Below are 26,796 nucleotides of genomic sequence, written 5' to 3' on the forward strand. Positions count from 1 at the left end.
TGATAATTATTTATTATCTTTAATTTTTAATAGATTGATTTATCAGCTAATTGTGAGTGGAACGTTCAAATCAATTATCAGTAGTCGTGATAAATAATTCAGGTATGCTAGTGAAGGTGGAAATAGAGGTGAAAGAAGAGAAATGGCGACGATCAAGGACATTGCAAAACTAGCGGGTGTTTCGCATGGTACGGTATCTAACGTATTGAATAAACGTGGAAATGTAAGTGTTGAAAAAATTGAAGCAGTCTATCAAGCTGCTAAACAGATGGGCTATCAATTAAATACACAAGCCCAACTACTAAGAACCAATAGAAGCCATAAAATTGCGATCTTATTACCCCAACTGGTTTCTGAAAAATATGCGATCTTCTTTAATGCTTTTAGACAGTCGATCGTTAATTTCCCAGAGATCAGCTACGATCTTTTTTTAACAGATCTTCTTGAGACCACTGAGCGTGATCTGCTACAAAAAATTGCTGCAGGTGGCTATAAGCAAGTAGTTACCGTAAGTTGTCTTAAAGATGCTAAATACTATTTTGACACGTTAAAACTTCCACCTTCACAAATTATCTTTATTTATCACAAACCCCTCAATGCACAACGTTTTTTTACGTTAGATTTTGCACAAGCGGCGGAGTCAATTTGCCAGCAAGTGTCACAAACAGCTGGCAAGGTAGTGGGGATTTTTGGCGATAATCAAGATGAATTAAATAGTCAGGTTTTTGCTAATCAATTGCAAATACGGCTTTCTCAAACTGCACCCGATAAAAAATGTGTCATACTTAGCGCTTCTGATGAAGAGAGTTATAAAATTGCTTTTGATTTCTTTTCTATGGAGCAAGTCCCCGATATCTTTGTCACACAAGATATTGAGAAAGCTCGCTATTTAACACAAGCAAGCTATTTTGGCAGTTCTTCAGATTGTCCTACTATCTTTGCTCTAAGTGATAATATTCCACCGGTAATAAAAGGGTTATATTGTTTTCCAATGAACTATGCTCAGCTTGGTTTGGAAGTCGCTGAGGCACTATTAATCGCAGAGCCGCATGAGTACAAAAATAATAATGTATCTGTCGCAAATCGAAGTTCATATCTGTATACGGCAACACCAGCAGTAATGAGTGATGATAAATCACAAATTAGTCTTAATTTACTAACGTTGCCAAGCCCTTCAACAACGGCATTAAAAAAACTACTTCCTCATTTTTATCGTCAAACTGGTATCAAGGTGAATTTAGCTATTCATCCTTATGATGAAGTTTATCAAATTTTAAGCCAACTTCATTTACACCCTTATTATGATCTGTTGCGTATTGATATGGCGTGTTTTCCATGGTTTGCTGAGCGAATATTGCGACCATTAGATAAAATTGGTGATGGATTAACTGATTTATTGAGTCACTTTTCCTTACCTACGCAACAAAAATTTGGTTTGGTTAATGATGTCGCTTATGCAATGCCGTTCGATGCTAGCGCTCAATTACTGTTTTATCGTAAAGATCTGTTTGAAGATACTATTTTAAAAAGAATGTATTACGAAAAAACAGGTAATGAATTAACTGTGCCGACAACCTTTGAAGAGTACGATAATGTGACTCAGTTTTTTACTGAGTTGCATCAAGCCGGGCAAGCTCATTGTCCGATGGGAGCTTCAACCACATTAGGAAGTGCGGGATTAATCGCAACTGAATACTTATTACGTTATTACGCTAAAGGTGGGCGTTTAATCGGTAGTGATAATATTCCGCGCTTAGCGATGCCCTTGGCCGCTGAGGTATTAGCAGATTATTTGCATCAGTTGTCGATCACCGAAAATATCAACCATAAATGGTGGAGTGGCTCTGTCAGACAATTTGAGCAAGGTCATCTGGCAATGCTTATCTCTTATATGAATTTATTTAATGATGTCGCACATAGCGATATTTTACCTAAAATTGGTTTTGCTCCCGTTCCGGGTGGTGTACCACAATTAGGGGGTGGGGTACTTGGGGTGTCGCGTTACAGTAGAAAATCATCTTACGCTGAACTGTTTTATCGTTGGCTTTATTCTCCTGTTGTGATGGATCACTTAATTTTATTGGGTGGAAATAGTAACCATGAAAATTTTAGTCATAACCAAGAAATTAGCCACCGTTATCCATGGATGACACTAGCTTATCAGGAAATTAATCAAGGAATACGAGAATCATCAGTGCCGAATGGTAAATTATTTAACTTAAGGCAAGCTGAGATTATTATTGGTCAGGGTATTACTAATGTGATTAATCATATTATGACAATAGAAGAAACGATTGATTATATTAATCAACGTCTATTGATTGATACTCAGGGTGAACGATGATCTTTGATAAAAAATCAGGGGCTAATAATTCCCCTGATAATTGTCATCTTCAATAACTGTCTGATCGTGATTTAGTGAATTGAATAAAACACATAACGCAAAGCAAATTCTGCAATAATTGCCATGATACCGCCATAGACAAAAATGGACTCCGTTGATTTTTGCTGAGTTTGGCCCATCAAATATTTTACTAAACTATAGCCACACACCAATACAGCCAAAGTTGCTAAGATCCAACTGGTCATACGTAATGGGCCAATGGAGTAATAGACTTCAATAGGTGATAACGGAAAGGTTACCGATGTTTGGCTATAGAGCGTACGAGTTAAATAGTGTTCATAAAAAGGTTGATAGAGTAATCGGCCAATTAAACTAAATGCCATGATCCCCCACAATTGCCATTTCCAACGGATAGGGAAAGGGGCTGATGGTATTTCTATCCCTAATTTATTGCCTATACGCTGCAATATCTTTAGCAGCAAAAAGAATATTGTTGCCCCTAATGTGAGCATCGCGCCAAAAAACATCACATAAGTGTTGTTATCCATCCATGTTAAAATGGAAGTATGGCGATAAATGGATGCCATGCAATAAATGTCAAACAGACCAATCAGAAGGCTTGCACCAAATAGCAGCATCGAAAATTTACTGGTACGCCATAGCCATAAAAAGGTGATCCCTAAACATCCTACAAAAATGGCAGTGACAGCAACTTCGCGACTTAACCAAGCTGAAAAGACATTTCTAATGGCATTCGGAGCATTTAACGGCACGCCTAAGTGAGTAATGGAGGCAATAGAGCCTAAACCGGCTAATCCACAAATCACCAATAAGGTTAGTAACATAAAGCGATAATAGCTTTCAGCACTGAGATAATGTGCAAGACGGCGTGCAAAAAGGCCTGTTATGAGTGTTAAGCCAATAGTGGCATTCATCATAAAGGTGAAAATCAATAATGACCATTCATTCATTTTATTTCTCCTTTATTATTTATAGCGTCATTATTTGCCCCTTGGTGAGGGTTAATCACTAGGTTTGGATGGGTTATTTCAGGAGAAGGCAAACCAGTGACATAATTAACTTCACCATAGCGTTCACGTAGTTCATCAATTGGACCAAATTGAATGGCCCCAAGTGGGCAGGTCGCAACGCAGATAGGCTGTTCACCTTTTTGTTGTAAGTCGATACAAAAATCGCATTTTGACATCTGCTTGGTTTCAGGATCCATTTGCGGTGCGCCATAAGGACAAGACCACGCACAGGCGCCACAACCAACACATTTGTCAGTATCTACCATCACAATGCCATCACCTTCGCGTTTATGCATCGCGGTAGTTGGGCAGTTTTTAACACAAATGGGATCATCGCAATGATTGCAAGAGATAGATAAAGTGTAAGCAAAGACATTATTAATTAATGCACCGTTAGTATTACGGCTATAACCACCACCAGTGATTTCATATACACGGCGAAATTTGCGACCAACATCGAGGTTATTTTTATCTTTACAAGCAACCTGACACGCCTTGCAGCCCGAACAGCGAGCACTGTCGATATAAAACCCTAGCTGTTTACTGCTTACTGCGGGATAAACGATAAATTTACTCATGCTTTTACTACCTCGACCAATAAAGTTTGGTGAGCATTACCGTGTGCCATTGCGGTGCTACGGGATGAGGTTAAGACGTTGGCACATCCCCCTTGATCGATACCTTGTTTATCTGGTTGCCACCAAGCACCTGCTTGTAAGGCAACGACACCAGGCATAATGCGTTGTGTGAGTTTGACGGGAACTAAGGTGATCCCACGGTCGTTATAGACTTTGACTTTATCGCCTTGTTTGATATTTCTATCTTCGGCATCTAATGGGTTGATCCATAATTCTTGACGTTGTACTTCTTGCAGCCAAGGATTAGCAAATTGTGTTGAGTTTGCGCGGTTACGTCCTTTCCACGTGATGAGTTGTAGTGGAAATTTATCTGTTAACGTATCTTCGGGCCCTTCAATGGCAGGCACATAATGAGAAAGTGCGGGGATCTCGCTATTCTTCATCTCATATAAGCGTTTAGAGAAGATCTCAATTTTTCCTGATGGGGTTGGAAATGGATTATTTTCTATATCTTGAATATTTTTCTCAAACGCAACATTTTGGGTATGAGGGCGATGTTTTAGCAGATGACGACGTTTAACCAATAATTCATCAAAGGTAGGAATACCATCTTCAGGACGTTTAATACTGGCATCATTGACTAAATATTCAATCCAGTCGCGATCAGTGGCTTTACCTTCGCTAAATTGTTCACCGACCCCCAGTTTATCAGCCACTTCACGTAACCAATCGTAGTCGGTACGACGTTCAAACTCTGGCTCTATCACTTTTTCGGACAGAATAATATAATCGCCATAACTCCATGTGCCTCCAATATTCCAGCGCTCTAAAAAGCTGGTTTCAGGCAGTAAGATATCCGCATATTTGGCGCTAGGTGTTAAATAGAGGTCGCTACAGACGATAAATTCAACTTTTGATTCATCTTCAAGCACTTTAGCGGCATGAAGAATATCGGTATTTTGATTCACCATATAATTACCCGCCATTGAGAAAATCATCTTGATTTCAGTATCAAGTTTCTCGGCATTGAGTAAGCCATTTTGTGGTGTGACCAAATTTTTATCTTCGCACGCTTGCACCCAATTGGTGATATTGATTTTTGCTTTAACGGGATTGGTCAATAAACTTGGGCCGGCAATGGTTTTACGTAACTCAGAGTTTAATGCCATGCCATAGCCTGCCGCCCAGCCACCGCGTACACCAACGTTGCCGGTAATAGTCGCTAACAGTGTCGCACCGCGTGCCGTCCGTTCACCACAAATATGACGTTGTGGTCCCCAACCTTGGATTAATGCTGCCGGTTTTGTAGAAGCATATTCACGGGCTAATTGACGAATAGTATCTGCGGGTACTTTAGTGATAGGCTCCGCCCATTCAGGGGTTTTCTTGATCCCGTCTTTTTTCCCCATTAAATAGGCAACTAAAGACTCATTTTCACCAACGCCTTCTGGCATCTGATGCTCATCGAAACCAAGGGTGTATTTGTCGATAAAGGCCTGATCATGCAGGTTTTCACTGACAATGACATACATCATGGCATCCATCATCGCGTTATCAGTGGTCGGTAACAGCGGGATCCACTGGTCAGCTAAAGAAGAGGCAGTATCGGAATAACGTGGATCAACGACAATAAATTTAGTGCCGTTTTTTTTCATTTTTTGGAAGTAATGATTGGAATGCCCAAAAATAGTTTCATTAGGATTATGTCCCCATAGAATAACTAAAGGGGTATTTGCTAATGTATCTAATGTACTTCCGCTAGCGGCTGTACCGTAAGTATAAGGGGTAACGGCAAGGGTGTTACCATTACTCACGGAGTGATAATTCTCCAGAAAGCCGCCGGTTAGGTTAAACAGACGGCGTAGCATATTAGCACCAGAAAAAATGCCACCAGTCACCCCAGTGCTTAAACTGACAAAACGTGAGGCAGGGCCATATTGCTTGGTAATGCGTTGCATATTTTGTGCAATAAGCGTCGTAGCTTCTTCCCAAGTGATGCGCTCAAATCGACCTTCACCACGCTTACCTACTCGCTTCATAGGATATTTTAATCGATCAGGATGATAGACAAATTTACGATAACCACGACCCCGTACACAGGCTCGCATGATAGGCATCTCTTCATCTAAATCGGCGTCAGGTCGAGTGCTAATACGTGTCACTTTGCCATCTTTAACGTGCGCGCGAATATCACATTTTCCGCCACAGTCAAAACTACTACAGGTAGAGACAACACGCTCATTCTCTTTGGCGTCAATCGTTTTTTCAGCTATTGCATGATCTTGTGTTGCCGCCATCGTGTTGGAGGAAAAAAAGGGCAGTGTGACTAATGCCGAACTCGCTTGAATAAAATGGCGACGACTTATATCACCGGAAATTGGCTTAATACTATGATGATCGGACTGATTGCTCATATAAATGCTACCTTAGACATAATAAGCGGAAGCCAATTTACCCGATACTTGATATAAAGATGTGTATGCGTTTTCTAGACTATTGATATGGGGATATCTGGTTTCCGCTGCATTATTATTGAATGCATACCGCGTTGCAGAGCGCCTGAAACAACCTCTGCAAGAGGGATAGTAGAGGATTAATCCCTTCCCAACATGCCAAGATCAGACAATGACATTAGAATTTCGGCCTATTTATTGACAGTGTTAATAATAAGTTTTATAGCTGTTAACGGGATAGGGTGGCTAAATAGCGAAAGGGGTTAATTCGCCATCTTGCAATGTGATAGTGACCAGATTTGCTCATCAGCAAGAAAGATAAAAAAGTAGGTTTAATGTGAGAAATGTGCCGTTAGAAAGTGTTGATCTCCTTGAGAGAGATGTGATTGCGCTGGGTACAGATTATCTGCCTAATACGCTATTAGAAACGCATCGACATCGACGAGCGCAATTTTTATATCCCGCTACCGGATTGATTGAAGTGAGCACAAATGATGGGGAATGGGTTATCCCTCCCTCTTGTGGTGTGTGGATCCCTCCTCAGACGGGGCATGAAACACGCATGTTAGATGTGAGTACCAGAAGTTTATATATTGAGCCAGCGGCTGCTCCTCGCCAGAGTCAACAGTGTGAAGTGTTAAGAGTGTCACCGCTTTTACGTCAATTACTTCTTGAAGCCGTTGATGTGCCTGCGCAATATGATAAAAAAGGGCGCGATGGTATTTTAATGCAACTTATCTTATATGAGTTAGCTAAAGCCGAACCTTTGCCTTTCTTTGTTCCTATTCCACAGGACAGTAAATTAGCTAAATTATGTCGCGATTTTATTCGTCAGCCAAAAATTGACGCTCTACCTCAGCAGTGGGCCGAGAAATTACATAAAAGTGAACGCTCGTTTAGCCGTTTTTTCCGCCAACAGACGGGAATGGCATTTTCACAATGGCGTCAGCAAGTCTGTCTTTTAAACTCACTCACGCAAATTTTATCAGGGCATAGCATTACCGCTGTGGCTTTTGATTTGGGCTATAACAGTGCTAGCTCTTTTTCTACTATGTTTAAAAAGCAGATGGGACAATCACCTTCTGATTTTGTGAGAAACGCGCCATAACGGCGCGTTTTCTATGAGCTTGAATTAGTGGCTGGGCTTGTTTTCTCTTACCGCATTACGCAAGCAATAAGGGAGTGCAATTAAGCTTATTGTAGTCACAATGGCTGTGGCGATCAGAACGATAGAAAAGGCATATTCAAACGCACTATTAGCCTGTGCGATTAAGAGGGTCGCCGCTGCTTCGGGAAGCTTTTCAGCGACAATAAGTGCTTCATCTAAACTATCATAAACGACACTATTGACGTTAAGCGTGTCCGGTAAAGTTAGTTTTAAGGTATAGAGGGTGCTCATTAAACTCCCCATAAAGGTCACGCCAATCACGCTACCCAACTCATAGGCGATATCTTCAATAGAAGCGGCCATACCTGCTTGTTTATCGTCGACACTTAGCATAATAGAGGTCGATGCGGTGGTAAAAATAATGCCTAAACCAAAGCCAATCAAAAAGAGGCTACCCATTAGCATTATCGGTGAGTTTGAAATGGCAATTAACCATAAGTTACCCATTAATGTTAGGGCGAATCCGATAATAATTAAGCGCACTGCACCTAAACGCGCTAGCCAAAACCCGGCCAAAGGAGAGGCTAATACTGAGCCGATAGGGATAGGTAAAATCACTAAAGCTGCATTCAGTGGTGTAAAGCCGGCGACTAACTGTAAGCGTTGGCTTAACAGAAATTCAATACCTACAATGATCACCATAGAAAGAGTCGACATTGCCACACCGACACTGAAATAGCGCTTTTTAAATAGGCTAAAATCAATCATTGGATGCGTTTGACGACGTTGGCGTCGCGCAAATAGTGTGAGAAAAATAATGGCAATAAGGGTGGCGATGATCACTTCATTCCATTGTGTATAAGCTTTACCTATCTCTTTTAAGGTATAAATAGCGCTGACTAAGCCAATCAAAATAAGTATTGAGCTTAAATAATCAATTTTATGCTGCCGTTGTCCCGAAAAGTGAGGAATTAACCAAATCGAGAAAGGAAGCACAAGTAGTACAATAGGGACATTGATCAAAAAGACTGAGCCCCACCAGAAATGGTTTAATAGCAACCCACCAATTAAAGGCCCTAATGCCGCGCCACCAGAAGCAACAGCAGACCAAATACCGATGGCGACGGCACGCTCTTGTGGATGAGTAAATACTTGTCTCACAATAGACAACGTTGCAGGCATGCTCATAGCAGCACCGACGGCCAAGAAACCACGAGAAATAATTAAGCTGGTGGCGCTAGGGGAATAAGCCGCGCATAATGAGGCGATGGCAAAAAGGGGTAATCCGCTAATAAATAACGTCTTATGGCCTATTCTATCGGTAAGCATACCTGCTGCTGGCAACAGCCCTGCGACAATCAGCGGATAGGCATTCATGATCCATAGTTTTTCTGAGGCGCTCGCATTGAGATCATGAGTTAAACGCGGTAGTGCGGTATAAAGTACGGTAACATCAACAACAATTAGAAACAGCATACTTGATACTAAAAGTAAGACTATCCAACGCTTATAATCTTTTATCATATAAAGTCTCAGTGGTTATCTTAGGTGTTATATTTAGCTAGGAATAATAATTTTAAATCCATACGGTCGTATTGAAAAGAGGTTTTTTTAAATGGGACGCCAAAGAACGATTGATAGAGAAAAGTTACTTGAGGCTATTTTTGACATCGTGATGGAGCAAGGGGCTGCCGCTCTGACTATCGATACGGTGGCCAAAAAAATGGGGATTTCTAAAGGTGGTGTCCAATATTGCTTTAATAGTAAAGAAGCGATGATTGATGCCATGTTTGAACATTGGGAAGGAGGATATGAAGCGCGATTTAATCAGGTGGTTGCCAATGATAACTCAGCCAATAATCGCGTTAGAGCACATATTCATGCAACTCATGATCACGATAAGCTCTCTTTTGCCAAAGGAGCCAGCTTAATGGCTGCGTTACTGCAAACGCCAGAATATTTGCAAAGTACTAAAGCGTGGTATCAGCAAAGATTAGCGGGTGTCGATACCACAACAGTAGAGGGGAAACGGGCGAGACTGGCTTTTTTAGCCACCGAGGGGGCTTTCTTGCTACGGTATTTTGGTTTAATGGATATTGATGATAATGAGTGGGAAGAGATTTTTAGCGATATTGATTCTGAACTCATTAATGCCGAAACTAAATGAATAAAAAGCATATTGTTTCTTGTAAGCAATATGCTTTTTTAATGCTGTTTAGGTATTAACAAAATTAACGGCTTCTGCTGTTAATTGGCCTATTTTATGCCACGCTTTTTGTTGTATAAATTCTTCTTTTACCATCCATGATCCACCACATGCGACGACTTGTTTGATGTCGAGGTAATCGCGAATATTATCTAATCCAATACCTCCTGTCGGCATAATATGAAGATGATGATAAGGTGCTAACAATGCTTTTAGCATTGCAATACCACCAGAGGCTTCGGCGGGAAAGAACTTAACAAAATCGATGCCAAGCGCTAAGGCTAACTCAATTGAAGATGGATTATTAATTCCAGGAATGATAGGAATATTAATTTCATTGCAATAGTTTACTGTTGTAGGGTTGAGTCCCGGAGCAACAATAAACTCAGCGCCAGCTTGTTTTGCCACGTAAGCTTGATCTTTAGTTAATACTGTACCAGCACCAACTAACATTGATGGAATATGTTTTTTTAATAAAGAAATTGCTTCTGTTGCAGCCGGAGAACGAAAAGTAATTTCAGCAACAGATAATCCATTTTGATATAGAGCTTCACCCAGCGGAATAATATCTTCAGCTTGGGAGACTGAAATAACGGGGACAATTTTTAATTGGCGTAGCCTATCAATTATTTTTTTCATCATTATTTCTCATTATTAAAAAATGTCATGGTAATAGGCTGAGTATATTCTTTGGGAATAATTGCCCCTTTATGTTGGATCACTCTGCCTGCTAATAAATGACCCATTTCAGCGGCTTGCTGAATGGGAAGGTGATTTAAATAACCTGCTAAAAATCCTGCGTTAAAGGCGTCGCCAGCAGAGGTTGTATCAATAACATGCTCCACTTTTGTGGCAGCGACTTTTAATATGTCAGGTTGGAAACCTGAACAATAACAACCATCTTTACCAGATTTAACAACGATATGTTTTATTCCTGTATGGTGAAGCCGTTGTATAGTCATATTAATGGATGTGTCATTCCATAGCTTTTGTTCATCATCATCAGTAACTAGCGCTAAGCTAATAAAAGGTAGTAATTGTTGATACCAATATTTTGCTGTCTGATGATCCTCCCAAAGATGGGGACGGTAATTACTATCAAAAATAATTTCTTTGCCTAGCTTGGCTAAGTGAGTAATTAAGTTAATAAGTTGTGTTTTATCATTATCACTATAAATGGCTAAGGTGATACCACTAAGATAAATAGCATCGAATTCATCTAATGCATTTGCCAGTAAAGGGAAATTAGGGTGTTGAAATAAATGGCTAGCTGCAGAATTATTGCGCCAATAAAGGAAAGTACGCTCACCATTGCTGTCAGTTTGTATAAGATAAATACCTGAATGATATTTTTTATCTTCTAATACCCATTGGCAGTTTATTTGCTCTTGTTGCCAGCGTTCACACATTCCTTTACTTATAGGATCATGTCCGATGGCAGAAATAAAGAATACTTCTAGCTGATTGCTTTGTTGACAAGAAAGAGCGCGACTTAAATAAAGTGCGCTGTTGAGTACGTCTCCACCAAATGTTTGTATCATTTCGCCAAAGGGTGAACCGTTAAGCTCAATCGTACATTCACCAATAAACGCAATGCGCTTCATGTTTTTTCCTTTTTGGACACTAGCTAAAGTGAGTTTAATTTATTTATTCTCTGTGTTAAAAATCATTCGCACCCCTCGCCGTTAGTCCTCCATCCACATACAAATTTGAGCCTGTAATATAACTGGCATGTTCACTTAATAACCAACTTGTCGCCTGGGCAATTTCTTCTGGCTCGGCTAAACGCTGAACTGGGATCTGTGTTTTAATACGTTGTTCAAGGTCGCAATGAGTTGTGTTATTGGTGGTGACTTTTAATAGTTCAGTATTTGTCGCACCGGGAATAACGGCATTAACACGAATATGGTGGGAGGCGTAATCAATTGCTAAAGCTTTAACGAGCGCATTAATACCACCTTTACTTGCGCCGTAGGCACTGTTAGAACCACCTGCAAATCCGACAGCTGCACTTGGTGATCCAATACAAACTAATGAACCCGCGGTATTGTTATGTATTAGATGCTTTATTGCTTCTCGGCAGGTTAAGAATGTCCCTGTTAGATTGGTTTTAATTACCTTTTCCCATTCAGCTAACGATGTTTCATGCGCCATTTTGGTAATTTCAATGCCTGCGTTTGCAACGATACCAGTAGGAATGCTATTAAAATGGCTAATGCATTGATTAAACGCATCAATAATACTGTGCTCTTGAGAGATATCACAATGGAGTGCAATAATATTTTCGGCACCTTGTGCAATGGCTTTATGTTTGACTTTTTCAGCGGCTTCAAAATGAACATCAGAAATAACAACGGCATGGCCCAGTTTTGCCTGATGTAAAGCAATAGCTTCTCCGATACCTGCTCCTGCACCAGTAATAAAAATAACTTTCTTTTTGTTGATCATATGGTTACCTATCTATAACGATATATCAAACCCATGGTGATTAATTTCTTTGTATTAAAAATAAGCTGATTGTATATTGTATACAATAATACAATGTATTATGAAGTCAAATAATACACTCTGTAAATAGAATTTTTATTAATACCTAAAATAGAAATGACAGAAGAGTGTTGAGAATAAGGGCGAATAAAATAGGAAATGTAATAGAAAAACACCATCACATCAGTATGATGTGACGGTGTTTTTGTTGATTATAGATTAGCGTGTTTTATCGTTTTTTCTTTTATTATCAATGATCGTTGAAAAATCGACACGTTTGGTTTGTGCGCAAATATGTTCTTCAAATTCTTTTTCTAATTGGGGTAAATCACCGATGATAATTTTATCGAGCAATATTTCATGTTCATGAATAATTTCTTCCATTGGTTTGCCCAAGGTTGAGATACCAATGACAATGGTGAGCTGCTTCGCGACATTTTCCCAAAGTGACGTTAAGGTAATGTTACCACTAAGAATACAGATAGTACGGTGAAAATCGACATCACTAAGCGAAAAAAGGTAATTGTCTTTTAGTAGTGCCGCTTTTTTCATTTGCTCAATTTTTTGCTTAAATAAATCAATATTCTCTGCGACTAAGTGTCCTTTTTGGTTAATTAAAGTTCTAATCGCATATAACTCAAGTACAACTCTGACATCAATCAATTCATTAAGGCGTTGCTCTGAAACGGGTGCTAAACGTATACCTTTAAAAGGCTCACTAACGACTATGCCCTGACTTTCTAAAACACGTAATGCTTCACGGACAGGCATACGGCTTACTTGCATTTTTTCAGCAATTTCTTTTTCAACAATTCTATCACCAGGAAGAATAAAGCCCCGTGTAGCTGCCTCTACGATGGAGTCCACTACATCGTCAGCGATTGTTTTTACTTTGACGGGTTGCCAGTAATTTTCTTTTGTTGAATGACTCATCTGTGGTTATTTGCTCTGTAGTGAAATGAAGATACCGTTGTCAAAATCATTATACATAAATAAAAAAAGAGTTTAATGAATTTATTTATCTTTCTAAACATGATTTAACTCTTTGTTATAAAAATATTTTTTCTGTTCTTTTATTCATAATCTATTTCGTATTTTGTGAACTACCTCCTATTTTTAGTGCGTGTAAATGGGCCTTATTTGTCAGAACTCAATATTGTAATATTGTATACAATCATACTATGTGCTTTAATTCGGTGGGTAAATTGTAGGCAATATAGGGAAAAAGAAATGAACTTACCTCTGAGTACAATCAAAATTACTGAAATTGTGGCTGTGCCATTATTTGGTGAAAGCCCAAAAGGCGGATGGTCCAATGAAATTAAGCCGGAAGACTCTATTCACGCCATTATTGCTGTCCATACGGATGCGGGAATAACCGGCTATGGTAGTGTTTTTACTGATGGACGCCTCGCTGAAGCGGGATTATCGGTATTACTTCCTCTTTGTATTGGTGAGAACGCATTAGAGCCTGAACGTGTTTCTGAAAAACTTCGCCAACATACTTTCTGGATGGGACGAGGGGGAACGTTAACACATACCATTAGCGGCATTGATATTGCACTTTGGGATATTTTAGGTAAGGCCAGTGGATTACCGGTAAGTACACTGCTTGGCGGTAATTACCGCGCGAAGATCCAACCTTATTGTTCTCTTTTAATGGAAGAGCCAGATACCATGTTTGATGTGATCAGCCATTATAAAAAAATAGGATTTAAAGCTTTCAAAATAGGTTGGGGGCCTTTTGGACGAACCAATGATAAATCACTAGACAGAAATATTATTGCCGCAGCACGAGATGCCGCAGGGAAAGAGGCACATTTATTGGTTGATGCTGGTGCGAGCGATGCATATTGGAAGAATGGACTTAAATGGGCAATTAATACCGCAAACATGTTAAGTGAATATGATGTTGGCTGGTTTGAGGAAGCACTACGACCTGATGACATTGAAGATTTTAAAGTGCTACGCAAAGAAAGTCCTGTTCCTATCGCGGGTGGTGAAGTCCTCACTCGTCGTCAGTCTTTTTTACCGTGGCTTTCTCAAGGTGCATTCGATGTTGTCCAACCCGATGTGACTAAAGTGGGCGGGATTTCAGAGCAACGCCGTATCGCATGGATGGCTGATGATTTTGGCGTTAAATATGTAGGTCATGGTTGGAATACCGCCATGGGGTTAGCCGCTGATCTACAAATGGCAGCAGCACTACCTAATGTTGATTTTGTCGAGTTTATTGGCGGGAGCCAATATATCGATGGTATTACGACTACGCCATTTAGTGTTGATGCTGAAGGTTATTTGGATATTCCACAAAAACCAGGACTAGGGATCGAATTAGATATTGAGAAACTAAAAAAATATACCATCAATCCAGAAAGGTTATTTAAATAATTAATTAAAAACCTCTTGTTAGTTTTATTTTTTACTAACAGCCCTACACCTTTTTTAAAAAGGGAATACCATGATAAATAATCAAAAAAGAACAAAAGTCAGGTTTTCTATTGCAATATTAATGACGCTTGCTATTGCAATTAATTATCTTGATAGAACGGTTATGTCAGCAGCTGCACCTACGCTATCAGAAGAGCTACAAATTTCTCCTGAAGCAATGGGCTGGATAATGTCTGCATTCTTTCTTAGTTATGCATTATGTCAAATACCAGCAGGTTTTATCGCTGACCGATTTGGGCAAAGAAAAACCCTTGCAGGTGCTGTACTATGGTGGTCTATGGCTACGGCGGCTACAGCGTTAGCTAAAACACCATTCAGTTTTATATCTACTCGTATTTTGATGGGAATGGGGGAAGCAGGTGCTTATCCTTGTAACAGTGGTATAACAGCTAAATGGTTTCCTGATAGAGAAAGAGGAAGGATCACAGCACTATTTGACAGTGGATCGAAATTTGGTACTGCTTTTGCGATGCCTTTAGTTGTCTGGATCATCGCTAAATGGGGATGGGAATCTGCATTTATTTTTTGTGGCGCATTAGGATTTTTATGGGTCATTGCATGGTTAAAAATTTATCATGATCCGGAACAACATCCAAAAGTCAGTGAAGCCGAATTAAAATATATTCGTGATGGGCAAATTAAAAAAGAAGGTATCGATAATATTCAACCAATGAAATGGTATGAACTATTTCGTTATCGTAATGTTCAAGCAATGTGTATGGGCTTTTTCTTGCTCGATTACGCTATCTATTTCTTTATTACATGGTTCCCTGCTTATTTAATGATGGAAAGAGGGATGAGTTTAGAAGAAATGGGGTTTGCTGCTATGTTACCACCTTTATGTGGTATTGCGGGTCAATGGCTAGGTGGATTTACAACAGATTATCTTTTTATTAAATACAATAATATCAATATAGCTCGAAAAGTTCCGATTGTTGGGGGGATGTTGGTGGCAACCAGTATTGCATTCTCAGGACTGGTGGAGTCAACGTCAGTAATGATGTTCTTACTTTGCTTATCCTATGCTGCATTAGCTTTTGCTGCTTCAGCAATATGGTCTTTACCCGGTGATGTTGCACCTAGAAATATGACGTCTGTATTAGGTGGAATGCAAAGTGCAGTTTCAAACTGCGGTGGTATATTGGGGCCAATAGTGACAGGTTATATTATTGGTGCAACAGGCTCTTTTATGTGGGCATTAATAGTATCGGGTATTGCATGTGCGGTAGGGGCACTTATTTATTTAGTGATGTTGCGTGATATTAAGCCTATTACAGCAAATGAAATAGAGGTACAAAATAATCAGATAAATTAATTTCATTTCATTATATACTTTTATATACATCAAATATATACATCAAAGTTATATCCATTATTTATATATTATCCATTGATTATTTAGGAGAGGTTCTCTTGGTTTTAAATTAAGAGACCTCTTATGAATAATAAAATAAAAAAGAAATTAATATGTCATTTTTTTTAGATAAAGAAATTGAAATAGAAAAAGTTGAATTAGGCATAACAAGAAAAATATTATCAAGAAGTAAAAATATGATGGTTGTTAAAGTTTTTTTTGATAAGGATATTGAAGGTAAAAAACATACTCATCCTCATGAACAAATGGTTTATATTTTATCAGGTCGTTTTGAATATTATATCGAAAATGAAAGTAGGATATTAAATAAAGGAGACTCTGTGTATATTGCTTCGGGAAAATATCATTATTGTAAGAGTTTATCAGAAGGTGTATTACTAGATATTTTTACACCGAGTCGAGAAGATTTTATTTATTGATCTATTGAATTTTTACTGTTTAAAGCCTACTAAAGTTAATAAATAGTAGGCTTGTTTTCAATTAGCAAAAACTAGTAATACATCGCGATAAGCTTATCATCCAACTCTTTAACGTCGACGGGAGTATCGAAAATATCTTCGATAATATCGGATTTCATGATCTCTTTAGGTGAGCCATGATAGTAAAGTTGCCCGTTGCGCATAGCTAAAATATAGTCGGAATACACAGAGGCGAAATTGATATCATGAATGACGATGATAATGGTTTTTCCTAGCTCATCGGCGGCTTTACGCAGTAATTTCATCATAATGACCGCGTGTTTCATATCAAGATTGTTAAGCGGTTCATCAAGCATCACGTATTCAGTATCTTGACATAATACCATTGCAACATAAGTACGCTGGCGTTGCCCACCGGATAATTCATCAAGATAACGGTGACGAAATTCAGTCAAATTAAGAAAATCGAGTGATTCATCAATCACTTTCTTATCTTCTAGCGTTAAGCGTCCTTTACTATAAGGGTAGCGACCAAAACCGACTAACTCTTCAACAGTTAAGCGACTCACAAACTGATTTTCTTGGCGTAGTATGGAAAGGTTTTTGGCTAATACATCACTCTCTGTGGCCGCAACATCCATGCCATTCACACTGACCATACCGCTTTCTGGCATCAGTAGACGGCCTATTACAGAAAGTAAGGTGGATTTACCCGCACCATTGGGTCCGATGATTGAAGTAATACCGCCACGTTGAATGGTTGTTGTAATATTATCGAGCACTGTTGTGTCTTGATAACGTTTTGATATCTTACTGATTTCAATCATATTAAAGTCTTCTTAATACCAAATAAATAAAGAACATACCACCAATAAACTCAATCACAACAGAGAGAGTACCTGTCATTTTTAAGCCATACTCTAAAATCAATTGTCCGCCAATCAGTGCGATAGTGCCTAATAAGAATGCCACAGGCATTAAAAAGCGGTGCTGACTGCTACCACTAATATGATAAGCCAGATTAGCAACAATTAAGCCTAAAAATGTCAACGGCCCTACTAATGCTGTTGATACCGCAACCAGAACAGAGATAAGTAATAGAATATAAGTCGTTTGCTTACGATAATTAATACCAAGATTAATCGCATTCGCCTGACCTAAGGCCATCACATCAAAACTATAACGCATACGCCAAAGTAATACGCCGACGACGACAATAATGGCTAATGCACATAAGATAAGATCAGGAGTGGCTCGAGTAAATGTCGCAAACATACGGCTTTGTAAGACAGAAAACTCATTTGGGTCCATTAGGCGTTGTAATAGCGTTGCACTGCTACGAAATAGGGTGCCTAAAATAATACCAATCATAAGGACTAAATTGATATTAAAGCGCACTGAACTAAATAGCCAACGATATAGAACCACCGAAAATAACACTAATAAGGCCGACTCTAAAAAGAACTTCGTCAGATTGGCCATCCAAGAGGCAGGCATATCCCCTTCAAAAAAGATAAAGAGCGTTTGTAGCAATACAAACAGAGCTTCTAAGCCCATTAATGAAGGAGTAAGAATGCGGTTATTGGCGATAGTCTGAAACAGTATAGTAGAAACGCCTGCCGCAAAGGCGACGATGATCATCGTCAGAATAATATAAGCGCGGTGTGTCAGAATATAAGAGATATTACCGTTTAGGTTGATCGTCATAAACAGCACAATGGCTAATAATGAGACGCCAAGTAAGAGCCAAATACGCGCCATAGGTGAGAGGCGCACTTTCTTAGGTTGAACAGCGCCAGTATATTTGCTAATCATGGATGAATTAACTTTTTGCATAACGTTGCTGCTTCAGTAGTAAGAAAAGGAAGATCACAGCACCTACCGCCCCTAAAATGACACTTGCGGGGATCTCAAATGGATAACGGATCAGGCGACCAATCACATCACAGAGTAAAACAATGGCTCCACCGCTTAAGCATACCCACGGGATGGTTTTGCGAATATTATCTCCCATCACTAGGCTAACTAAATTTGGCACGATCAAACCAAGGAAAGGTAGAGCACCAACAACAGACACCACCACACCACTAATTAAAGCGATAATAGATAAACCGATAATCATCACTTTACGATAGTTAAGTCCAACGTTGATGGAAAATTCACGTCCCATACCTGCCACGGTAAAGCTATCCGCGACCCAACACGCCATTAATGCAAGGGCACCGACAAGCCATAGCAGCTCATAACGACCTTGTAAGACACTGGAGAAGTCTCCGCTAGTCCACGCATCTAGTGATTGTAGTAAATCAAAATAGACGGCAAGAAAGATGGTTAGAGCACCTATCACTGCACTTAGCATAATACCGACAAGTGGCACGATTAATGCGGTCTTTAAGGCAATTCTCTGTAGCAACAACATAAATAACACAGTGCCTAAAAGTGCAAAAACAGTGGCTACCATCATTTTGGTGAAAATGCCTGCCGCGGGGAAAAGCAACATCACGACTAATAAACCGAGACTGGCTGATTGTGTTGTACCTGCAAGAGAAGGCTCAACAAAGCGGTTTTGCGTGAGCAGTTGCATGATTAAACCAGCAACACTAATTGCGCCCCCAGCAAGTAATAATGACAGGGTTCTTGGTACGCGACTAATAAAGAAGATATCGCGCATATCGGGATCAGTAAAAAGCGAAGCAGGAGTGATATCTCCTGCGCCGATAAATAGACTGATCATTGAGAGGATAGCGATAAGTCCTATCCCCAATGATAAATGGAACGTTTTCATTCAGTTACTTTATTTTTTTTGATCCAACGCCTGATTAATTGTATCCATTAAGCGAGAGTAAGTTTGTATCCCACCTGAGATATAAATCGAGCTGGCATCAAGATAGATAATTTGGTCTTTATTCCATGCATTAACCTTTCTAACTAGGGCATTATCAAGCACTTGTTTTGCAGGTTGTGAATCTTCACGACCAATTGCTGCATCACGGTCAATGACAAACATCCAGTCTGGATTAAGTTTTAGCAGTAGTTCTGAGTTAACAATATTACCGTGAGAGCCTGGGCTATCGAAAGTATATGCAGGTTCAAAGCCCAATACATCGTAGATAAAACCAAAGCGAGAGCCTGGGCCATAAGCGGAAATTTTACCGCCACTGACTAATACGACCATTGCTTTGCCCGCATCTGGGGTTTTTGCTTTTACCGTATCAATTTTGCTATTGAAGTCAGCTAATAATTTTTTAGCTTGTTCTTCTTTACCAAAAATTTGACCTAAAGTCGTTGTACGCTCAGTGAGACTGTCAATAAAGCGTGTGCTGTCGATATCCATAGAAATGGATGGTGCGATTTCACTTAATTTGGCATATGCATCGCGAGCACGACTACCCGTTAAAATCAGATCAGGGGCAGTAGTACTGAGTTTTTCGTAGTTTGGTTCAAACAGGCCACCTTCGTTGATGTACTCATTTTCGTTGGTGTATTTCTCTAGAAATTTAGGTAAGTGGACGTTTGTTTGTGGTAGGCCAACAACAGGTACGCCAAGAGCATCAACAATATCAAGTGTTTCCATGTTCATCACAACCACTTTTTGTGGGTGAGCAGGGATCTCAGTGGTGCCTTGAGCATGTTCGATAGTGAGAGTTTGTTTCTCTGTGGATTGCGTTGTTGAGGTATCTTGTGCGTTATCACAACCTGCGATAACCAGAGAAGACAGCAATAAGAACAGTGGGCTTAATGATTTTTTAAACATTCTCTTTCCCATATTGTTGCGATATGAAATAGCACAGTTTACTAGCTGTGACCTAATAATGAGCTTCACAAAGGAAACAATGATTATACCAAAAAACTAAAGAGTAATGATACTAATTCACATTCTCACAATAATAAAGGATTAACTTATATTATTGTGCTGAATCTTTGCATCAGATCATGTGAAGAGAAGAATGGACAAATTTTGTAACGCGAAACAATGCTAAAGATTTTTTGCTTAATTTGTGAAGAGGGTCAATACACTAGGTCAATCAGAGACAATTATATGTCAGTAAAAAATATCGTTAGTGAGTATCATTGCGTATACTTTATTCAATCAGAAACAATCTTAATTGCTAAATTTTACTTTAATTCTGTACTGACATCTTAATCAATGCACATGAGAAAGTAGCATTATCTCTAGGGCAGAGTGTGGCCAATTTGAGAGGGTTTTATGCAAAAGAAATATATTTATCTATTTTGTTCTGCTGGCATGTCAACATCTCTGTTAGTGACAAAAATGCGTGCACAAGCAGAAAAATATGATGTACCCGTTATTATTGAAGCTTTTCCAGAAACATTAGCAGAGCAAAAAGGCCAAGAAGCGGATGTCGTTTTATTGGGGCCACAAATTGGTTGGATGCTCGCTGATATTCAAAAATTATTACCCAATAAACCTGTCGAAGTCATTGATTCATTGTTATATGGGAAAGTGGATGGATTAGGTGTATTAAAAGCAGCAGTAGCCGCCATTAAGAAAGCATCAGCAACAACTAATTAATTTTTTTATTGTTATTTTTATTTATTCCAGTCAAAGAGTGAATTTTTCAGCTAGCCGAGCAATTAGCGGCATTTTAAGGGTATTTTTCTATGAGTAAAGTCATTGGTTCACTTGAAAAGGTACTCCTTCCTTTTGCGGTTAAAATTGGAAAGCAACCTCATGTTAATGCGATAAAAAATGGTTTTATCCGTTTAATGCCATTAACACTTGCCGGGGCAATGTTTGTACTTATCAATAATGTTTTTCTCAGTTTTGGTGAGGGCTCCTTTTTTTACTCTCTTGGTATTCGTTTAGATGCCTCAACAATTGAAACACTTAATGGTTTCAAAGCCATAGGTGGTAATGTCTATAACGGTACGTTGGGAATAATGTCATTGATGGCGCCGTTCTTTATTGGTATGGCGTTGGCGGAAGAGAGAAAAGTCGACCCTATTGCGGCGGGATTACTTTCTATCGCCGCCTTTATGACGGTAACACCTTATGACGCTGGTGGCGCTTATGCTGTGGGGGCGAACTGGTTAGGAGGTGCCAATATTATCTCAGGGATTATTATTGGCCTTGTGGTTGCCGAAATGTTTACCTTTATAGTGCGTCGTAATTGGGTTATCCGTTTGCCCGATAGTGTACCTGCCTCCGTTTCGCGCTCTTTTTCTGCCTTAATTCCTGGTTTTATTATTTTATCAATTATGGGAATTATCTCTTGGGGATTAGCGCATTACGGTACACATTTCCATCAAATCATTTTAGATTCTATTTCAACGCCATTGGCTTCGTTAGGATCGGTTGTCGGGTGGGCTTACGTTATTTTTACCTCTTTGCTGTGGTTCTTTGGTATTCATGGTTCATTGGCGTTGGCGGCACTTGATAGCGGTATTATGACACCTTGGGCATTAGAAAACGTCTCTATTTATACCGAGTATGGTTCAGTTGAAGCGGCACTTGCAGCAGGCAAAACGTTCCATCTTTGGGCAAAACCGATGCTAGATTCGTTTATCTTCTTAGGAGGAACAGGGGCGACGTTAGGTCTGATATTAGCTATCTTTATTGCATCGCGTCGAGCAGATCACCGTCAAGTGGCGAAGTTAGCATTACCTGCGGGTCTATTCCAAATTAATGAACCTATTATTTTTGGTTTACCTGTGATTATGAATCCAGTGATGTTTATTCCTTTTATTCTTATTCAGCCAATCCTTGCTGCTATTACCGTAACCGCTTATTACCTTGGGATTATTCCGCCGGTCACAAATATTGCACCTTGGACGATGCCAACAGGGTTAGGGGCATTTTTTAATACCAATGGCAGTATTGCCGCACTGTTATTAGCACTCTTTAACTTAGCCGTTGCAACACTGATTTATCTGCCTTTTGTGATTATTTCTAATAAAGCACAAACCGAAATTGATAAAGAAGAAAGTGAAGAAGATATTGCTAATGCATTGAAATTTTAACGAATAGACAATGGCTGTGCAGTGCTTATTTTGCACAGCTAAGCACCAAAGAGGGGGAATGATGTTAGATATTGAGAATTGCGTTGATAGCTCAGCGACAGATGATGAATTTGAAGAAATTATCATGGGGTTAATTATTAATTCAGGGCAAGCACGAAGTATCGCTTATGCAGCGTTAAAAAAAGCGAAGCAAGGTGATTTTGCACAAGCCAAGAAAATGATGGAACAATCTCGAGCAGCATTAAATGAAGCTCATAAAATACAGACCCGCTTAATTGGTGATGATCAAGGATTGGGTAAAACGAAAGTGAGCTTGGTACTGGTGCATGCTCAAGATCATTTAATGACATCTATGTTAGCCAGAGAGCTTGTCACAGAGCTTATCGAGTTACATGAAAAAATAAAGTAAGGCGAATGATGATGCACTCATTAAAAGCGCAAGCTGAAATACGCATGGTATATGAAAACCAATTATTTAATGGTAAGAATTTTCATGTGTTTATTTATAACAAAACAGAAAGCGTCAGTGGGTTGCATCAGCATGATTATTATGAATTTACTATTGTTTTAACAGGGCGCTATTATCAAGAAATTAACGGTAAAAAGGTGTTATTAGAGCGTGGTGATTTTGTCTTTATTCCTATTGGCTCGCATCATCAAAGTTTTTATGACTTTGGTGTAACTCGTATTTTAAATGTAGGAATAAGCAAAGCTTTTTTTGATAAACATTATCTTCCTTTATTGCCCGCTTATTTTATTGCTTCTCAAGTTTATGCATTAAAAAATGAGTTTCTTTCTTATATTGAATCCGTGATTAGCTCATTAAATTTCAGACATACAGAATTTAATGAATTTATTGAAATTGTCACCTTTAATGTGGTGAATAGATTACGACATTATAGAGATGATGGTATTGAAGATGATATTCCCTTATGGCTAAAAGACGCCATTGATGGAATGCATGATAAAAGCCAATTTGGGGAGAATGCATTGGCAAATATGGTGCAATTATCTGGAAAATCGCAAGAGTATTTAACTCGAGCAACTCGCCGTTATTATGATAAAACGCCGATGCAAATTATTCATGATATTCGAATTAATTTTGCTAAAAAACAATTAGAAATCACGAATTACTCCGTTACCGATATTGCTTTTGATGCAGGTTATAGTAGCCCGAGCTTATTTATTAAGACTTTTAAGAAGATAACATCGCTCACACCAAATAGTTATAGAAAGAATTTATACAGTATTAAAGAGACTAACTAATTTATAATTAAGCGTAAAAAGCAATCAATAATATCAATTGATTTTTATTAAATAGAGAGAGAAAGAAGAAAATAACGTTATTTTCTTTAGGGATTTTTACGCCTTAATTTTGCCATTAATAGACAAATAACAGCATGATTGTGCTGTATGGGAGTATTTTATGAGTCATAAGTTAAAAGTGGTCACCATTGGTGGAGGAAGTAGTTATACACCTGAATTATTAGAAGGATTTATTAAACGTTATCATGAATTGCCGATCACGGAATTATGGTTGGTTGATGTTGAAGAAGGCAAAGAAAAACTGGATATTATTTTTGCGCTTTGCCAGCGTATGATAAAAAAAGCGGGTATCCCTTTAACCATTTATAAAACACTTGATCGTCGTGAGGCATTAAAAGAGGCTGATTTCGTCACAACACAGTTGCGAGTTGGTCAATTAAAAGCAAGAGAATTGGATGAAGCCATTCCGTTAAGCCATGGTTATTTAGGCCAAGAGACCAATGGTGCCGGTGGGCTATTTAAAGGATTACGTACTATTCCGGTTATTTTTGACATTATTAAAGATGTTGAAGAAATTTGCCCTAATGCGTGGATCATAAACTTTACTAACCCTGCAGGTATGGTGACGGAAGCGGTTTATCGCCATACCAATTTTAAGAAGTTTATTGGTGTTTGTAATATTCCTATCGGTATGAAAATGTTTATTACTGATGTGCTTAAGCTAACGGAGCAAGATACGCTTTCTATTGATCTGTTTGGCTTAAATCATATGGTGTTTATTAAAGATGTGATTGTTAACGGTCAATCCCGTTTCCCTGAATTATTAGAAGGAGTTGCTTCGGGGACGTTAACCGCAGGATCGGTGAAAAATATTTTTGATTTACCTTTTAGTGAGGGGCTAATTCGTTCTCTTAATCTGTTGCCATGCTCTTATTTACTCTACTACTTTAAACAAAAAGAGATGTTAGCCATTGAAATGGGGGAATACTATAAAGGTGGTGCTAGGGCTAAGGTTGTTCAGCAAGTCGAAAAACAACTGTTTGAATTGTATAAAGATCCACATTTAAATATTAAACCTAAAGAGTTGGAATTACGTGGAGGGGCTTATTATTCTGATGCCGCTTGTGAAGTGATTAATGCGATTTATAACGATAAACAGGCGGAGCATTACGTCAATATTCCTCATCACGGTCATATTGATAATATCCCTGCAGACTGGGCAATTGAAGTGACGGCTATTTTAGGTAAAGACGGAGCCAAACCACATCCACGTTTAACCCATTTTGATGAAAAAGTGCTGGGGCTTATTCATACTATCAAAGGGTTTGAGATCGCAGCCAGTCAAGCGGCTATTAGTGGTGAGTTTAATGATGCATTACTTGCGATGAATTTAACGCCGCTGGTACTTTCCGATAAAGATGCTGAAGTACTGACTCGTGAGATGTTATTAGCACACAAAGCGCACTTACCTAATTTTGCTCATGCGATTGCACAATTAGCAGCATCAAACTAAGTGATTTAGACTCAATAAATCATAAAAAGGAGACAGAATGGCACATTTGTTAATTGTCAATGCCGATGATTTTGGGCTGAGTAGAGGGCAAAATTATGGCATTGTTGAATGTCATCGTCATGGCATAGTGACATCAACGACAGCGTTGGTGAATGCTGAAGGTATTGAGCATGCTGCACAATTATGCAAGGAGCTACCTCATCTTGGTGTCGGGCTTCATTTTACATTGACTATGGGACAGCCGCTGTCTCCTATCCCTTCTTTAACGCGTAATGGGGTGTTAGGTAAATGGCTATGGCAAATGGCAGAGCAAGAGCAGTTACCTTTAGATGAGATACGAGTGGAGCTTAATGCACAATATCAGCGCTTTGTTGAGTTGTTTGGTTGTCCCCCCGACCATATAGACAGCCATCATCACGTGCATATGTTTAAACAAATTTTCCCCATCGTGGCAGAGTTTGCACAACAAAAAGCATTACCGATACGTGTTGATAGACTGTTGGCACAAAAAGAAAATCTTAATACTCAAGGGGTTATTAGTAGTGATGGTTTTGATAGTCAATTCTATGGTGATGAAATCAGCCAAGCCTTGTTTTTAAAGACACTGGATGACGCTAAAGCACGTGGTGAACAATCACTTGAAGTGATGACACATCCTGCTTTTATTGATAATCCTTTACGTGCGAGTGGTTACTGTTTCCAACGTTTAACGGAATTAGAGGTGTTGACGCAATCATCGTTAAAACAAGCGATTGCTGAGCGTGGATATCAATTAGGTACTTATCAAGATTTAATTTAATAATATTATCTCGTATTTTAAAAATATCCCAGAGTGTGTCTGTGAAATAATTTGCCTCTGTTATTGATAATGACAGAGGCTTTTTTTATAATTTAATTAAATCAATAATTAGAAGCTATAACCAATATTTGCAATAAAGCCATCAATAATTAATTTATTATCACTTAATTTATTCATTTTATAACGGCTGTTTTCATAGCCAACGGAAACAGAAAGCATATCGATAGGGTTAATGGTAACACCGGCTCCCCAGCTAAAAGCATTTTTCTTGATTATACTTTCAGGTACTTGTCTAGTATCTAAACCTTTAAATTCGATTTGAGCCATACCTGCCACACCATATACACTAATATAGTCATTGAGGCGTAGGGTTGGCCCCGCCATCACTGAATAATAGCGGGCATCAACATCTTTTATTAATTGTTTTAAAGGCTTATTTAAATCATATTCATTTTGCGCATAGGTAGCAATTGCCATAATACCTAGCTGTTGATTGAATTCTTGACGTATAGAGAGATTACCACCGCGCATAATGCCTGATTGGCCGGCAATTTTTATTTGTGCATAACCTGCAGAAATTGTTGTTTTATCTAATGAGGTATTTTCATGTGCTTGAACGGTAGAAATAGAAAATATTCCACTGATAAATAATGCTGATAATAGTTGTTTTTTCATTTTTAATATCCCATTTGCTTACTATTTAGAATGGTGAATTATAGTAATGACAATTGTTTAAATTGGAATAAAAAAAGATAAATGAGATAAAATAGGTTTTTTTTATATA

Annotated in this window: 25 protein-coding genes; 12 read left to right on the plus strand and 13 right to left on the minus strand. The window is 38.8% G+C overall.

The features are described 5' to 3' along the window. The first annotated feature begins 142 nt into the window (after positions 1-142). Positions 143-2,344 (plus strand): extracellular solute-binding protein, encoded by a 2,202-nt coding sequence (locus tag AACU98_RS11675; protein WP_017827139.1) that lies wholly within the window; start codon positions 143-145, stop codon positions 2,342-2,344. A 71-nt stretch (positions 2,345-2,415) separates the two neighbouring features. Here the strand turns inward: AACU98_RS11675 and AACU98_RS11680 are convergent, their stop codons facing one another. From AACU98_RS11680 to AACU98_RS11690, 3 genes are read right to left on the minus strand one after another with little or no spacing between them, the layout of a single operon-like run. After that, positions 2,416-3,315: a dimethyl sulfoxide reductase anchor subunit family protein gene (locus tag AACU98_RS11680; protein WP_012368569.1), complete on the minus strand. Its 900-nt coding sequence runs from the start codon at positions 3,313-3,315 to the stop codon at positions 2,416-2,418. Then, positions 3,312-3,953, minus strand: a complete 642-nt coding sequence (locus tag AACU98_RS11685; protein WP_017827138.1) for a DMSO/selenate family reductase complex B subunit — start codon at positions 3,951-3,953, stop codon at positions 3,312-3,314. The genes AACU98_RS11680 and AACU98_RS11685 overlap by 4 nt, the downstream gene beginning before the upstream one ends. Further along, on the minus strand, positions 3,950-6,367 hold the full coding sequence (locus AACU98_RS11690; RefSeq protein WP_004250021.1) for a DMSO/selenate family reductase complex A subunit: 2,418 nt from the start codon (positions 6,365-6,367) through the stop codon (positions 3,950-3,952). The genes AACU98_RS11685 and AACU98_RS11690 overlap by 4 nt, the downstream gene beginning before the upstream one ends. A gap of 376 nt (positions 6,368-6,743) precedes the next feature. Between AACU98_RS11690 and AACU98_RS11695 the strand changes: the two genes are divergently transcribed. Beyond that, positions 6,744-7,514, plus strand: a complete 771-nt coding sequence (locus tag AACU98_RS11695) for an AraC family transcriptional regulator (protein WP_004246707.1) — start codon at positions 6,744-6,746, stop codon at positions 7,512-7,514. A gap of 24 nt (positions 7,515-7,538) precedes the next feature. Here AACU98_RS11695 and AACU98_RS11700 read toward each other — a convergent pair whose 3' ends face one another. Next, entirely contained in the window at positions 7,539-9,038 is a 1,500-nt protein-coding gene (locus AACU98_RS11700) for an MFS transporter (protein WP_004249028.1), read from the minus strand. 91 nt (positions 9,039-9,129) lie between these two features. Between AACU98_RS11700 and AACU98_RS11705 the strand changes: the two genes are divergently transcribed. After that, a complete protein-coding gene (locus tag AACU98_RS11705; protein WP_004249029.1) occupies positions 9,130-9,681 on the plus strand; it encodes a TetR/AcrR family transcriptional regulator in 552 nt (183 codons plus the stop codon). A gap of 48 nt (positions 9,682-9,729) precedes the next feature. Here the strand turns inward: AACU98_RS11705 and AACU98_RS11710 are convergent, their stop codons facing one another. From AACU98_RS11710 to AACU98_RS11725, 4 genes are all read right to left on the minus strand, one after another. Next, positions 9,730-10,362: a bifunctional 4-hydroxy-2-oxoglutarate aldolase/2-dehydro-3-deoxy-phosphogluconate aldolase gene (locus AACU98_RS11710; RefSeq protein ID WP_161734749.1), complete on the minus strand. Its 633-nt coding sequence runs from the start codon at positions 10,360-10,362 to the stop codon at positions 9,730-9,732. After that, complete coding sequence (locus AACU98_RS11715) at positions 10,362-11,324, minus strand: sugar kinase (protein ID WP_161734752.1); 963 nt, start codon at positions 11,322-11,324, stop codon at positions 10,362-10,364. Before AACU98_RS11715 ends, AACU98_RS11710 begins: the two co-directional genes overlap by 1 nt. Positions 11,325-11,379: 55 nt before the next feature. Further along, positions 11,380-12,168: an SDR family NAD(P)-dependent oxidoreductase gene (locus AACU98_RS11720; protein WP_129623499.1), complete on the minus strand. Its 789-nt coding sequence runs from the start codon at positions 12,166-12,168 to the stop codon at positions 11,380-11,382. Positions 12,169-12,426: 258 nt separating this feature from the next. After that, positions 12,427-13,140: a GntR family transcriptional regulator gene (locus AACU98_RS11725; protein WP_004249034.1), complete on the minus strand. Its 714-nt coding sequence runs from the start codon at positions 13,138-13,140 to the stop codon at positions 12,427-12,429. A gap of 297 nt (positions 13,141-13,437) precedes the next feature. Between AACU98_RS11725 and AACU98_RS11730 the strand changes: the two genes are divergently transcribed. The 3 genes from AACU98_RS11730 to AACU98_RS11740 all read left to right on the plus strand — a co-directional run bounded on the left by AACU98_RS11730 (position 13,438) and on the right by AACU98_RS11740 (position 16,452). Continuing rightward, positions 13,438-14,598, plus strand: a complete 1,161-nt coding sequence (locus AACU98_RS11730; protein ID WP_049209945.1) for a mandelate racemase/muconate lactonizing enzyme family protein — start codon at positions 13,438-13,440, stop codon at positions 14,596-14,598. A 70-nt stretch (positions 14,599-14,668) separates the two neighbouring features. Then, positions 14,669-15,973 carry an MFS transporter gene (locus AACU98_RS11735; RefSeq protein ID WP_004249036.1) on the plus strand — a complete coding sequence of 435 codons (1,305 nt, stop codon included), beginning with the start codon at positions 14,669-14,671 and terminating at the stop codon, positions 15,971-15,973. A 152-nt stretch (positions 15,974-16,125) separates the two neighbouring features. Further along, the gene (locus tag AACU98_RS11740; protein WP_004249037.1) at positions 16,126-16,452 is read left to right on the plus strand and encodes a cupin domain-containing protein; all 327 of its coding nucleotides are present in this window, start codon (positions 16,126-16,128) and stop codon (positions 16,450-16,452) included. Between the two features lie 71 nt (positions 16,453-16,523). Here AACU98_RS11740 and AACU98_RS11745 read toward each other — a convergent pair whose 3' ends face one another. From AACU98_RS11745 to AACU98_RS11760, 4 genes are read right to left on the minus strand one after another with little or no spacing between them, the layout of a single operon-like run. Next, positions 16,524-17,279, minus strand: coding sequence for an iron ABC transporter ATP-binding protein (locus AACU98_RS11745; RefSeq protein WP_004246710.1), 756 nt, complete (start codon positions 17,277-17,279; stop codon positions 16,524-16,526). 1 nt (position 17,280) lies between these two features. Beyond that, positions 17,281-18,288, minus strand: a complete 1,008-nt coding sequence (locus tag AACU98_RS11750) for an iron chelate uptake ABC transporter family permease subunit (protein ID WP_004249038.1) — start codon at positions 18,286-18,288, stop codon at positions 17,281-17,283. Beyond that, complete coding sequence (locus AACU98_RS11755; RefSeq protein WP_004246712.1) at positions 18,275-19,237, minus strand: ABC transporter permease; 963 nt, start codon at positions 19,235-19,237, stop codon at positions 18,275-18,277. The genes AACU98_RS11750 and AACU98_RS11755 overlap by 14 nt, the downstream gene beginning before the upstream one ends. Positions 19,238-19,246: 9 nt before the next feature. Beyond that, on the minus strand, positions 19,247-20,206 hold the full coding sequence (locus tag AACU98_RS11760) for a siderophore ABC transporter substrate-binding protein (protein WP_004249039.1): 960 nt from the start codon (positions 20,204-20,206) through the stop codon (positions 19,247-19,249). A 453-nt stretch (positions 20,207-20,659) separates the two neighbouring features. Here AACU98_RS11760 and AACU98_RS11765 point away from each other — a divergent pair, with 453 nt between their 5' ends. The 6 genes from AACU98_RS11765 to chbG all read left to right on the plus strand — a co-directional run bounded on the left by AACU98_RS11765 (position 20,660) and on the right by chbG (position 26,012). Beyond that, positions 20,660-20,986, plus strand: coding sequence for a PTS sugar transporter subunit IIB (locus tag AACU98_RS11765; protein ID WP_004246718.1), 327 nt, complete (start codon positions 20,660-20,662; stop codon positions 20,984-20,986). A gap of 89 nt (positions 20,987-21,075) precedes the next feature. Further along, complete coding sequence (gene chbC, locus AACU98_RS11770) at positions 21,076-22,434, plus strand: PTS N,N'-diacetylchitobiose transporter subunit IIC (RefSeq protein ID WP_012368566.1); 1,359 nt, start codon at positions 21,076-21,078, stop codon at positions 22,432-22,434. A gap of 61 nt (positions 22,435-22,495) precedes the next feature. Continuing rightward, the gene (gene chbA, locus AACU98_RS11775; RefSeq protein WP_012368565.1) at positions 22,496-22,843 is read left to right on the plus strand and encodes a PTS N,N'-diacetylchitobiose transporter subunit IIA; all 348 of its coding nucleotides are present in this window, start codon (positions 22,496-22,498) and stop codon (positions 22,841-22,843) included. A gap of 8 nt (positions 22,844-22,851) precedes the next feature. Further along, positions 22,852-23,700, plus strand: coding sequence for a transcriptional regulator ChbR (gene chbR, locus AACU98_RS11780; RefSeq protein ID WP_026164606.1), 849 nt, complete (start codon positions 22,852-22,854; stop codon positions 23,698-23,700). 160 nt (positions 23,701-23,860) lie between these two features. After that, positions 23,861-25,213, plus strand: a complete 1,353-nt coding sequence (locus AACU98_RS11785) for a 6-phospho-beta-glucosidase (protein WP_004246723.1) — start codon at positions 23,861-23,863, stop codon at positions 25,211-25,213. 37 nt (positions 25,214-25,250) lie between these two features. After that, complete coding sequence (gene chbG, locus AACU98_RS11790) at positions 25,251-26,012, plus strand: chitin disaccharide deacetylase (RefSeq protein ID WP_004250027.1); 762 nt, start codon at positions 25,251-25,253, stop codon at positions 26,010-26,012. A gap of 108 nt (positions 26,013-26,120) precedes the next feature. Here the strand turns inward: chbG and AACU98_RS11795 are convergent, their stop codons facing one another. Beyond that, positions 26,121-26,687 (minus strand): Ail/Lom family outer membrane beta-barrel protein, encoded by a 567-nt coding sequence (locus AACU98_RS11795; RefSeq protein ID WP_004246725.1) that lies wholly within the window; start codon positions 26,685-26,687, stop codon positions 26,121-26,123. Positions 26,688-26,796: the final 109 nt, after the last annotated feature.

The organism is Proteus sp. G4380, from assembly GCF_963885725.1.
GTDB lineage: Bacteria > Pseudomonadota > Gammaproteobacteria > Enterobacterales > Enterobacteriaceae > Proteus > Proteus mirabilis.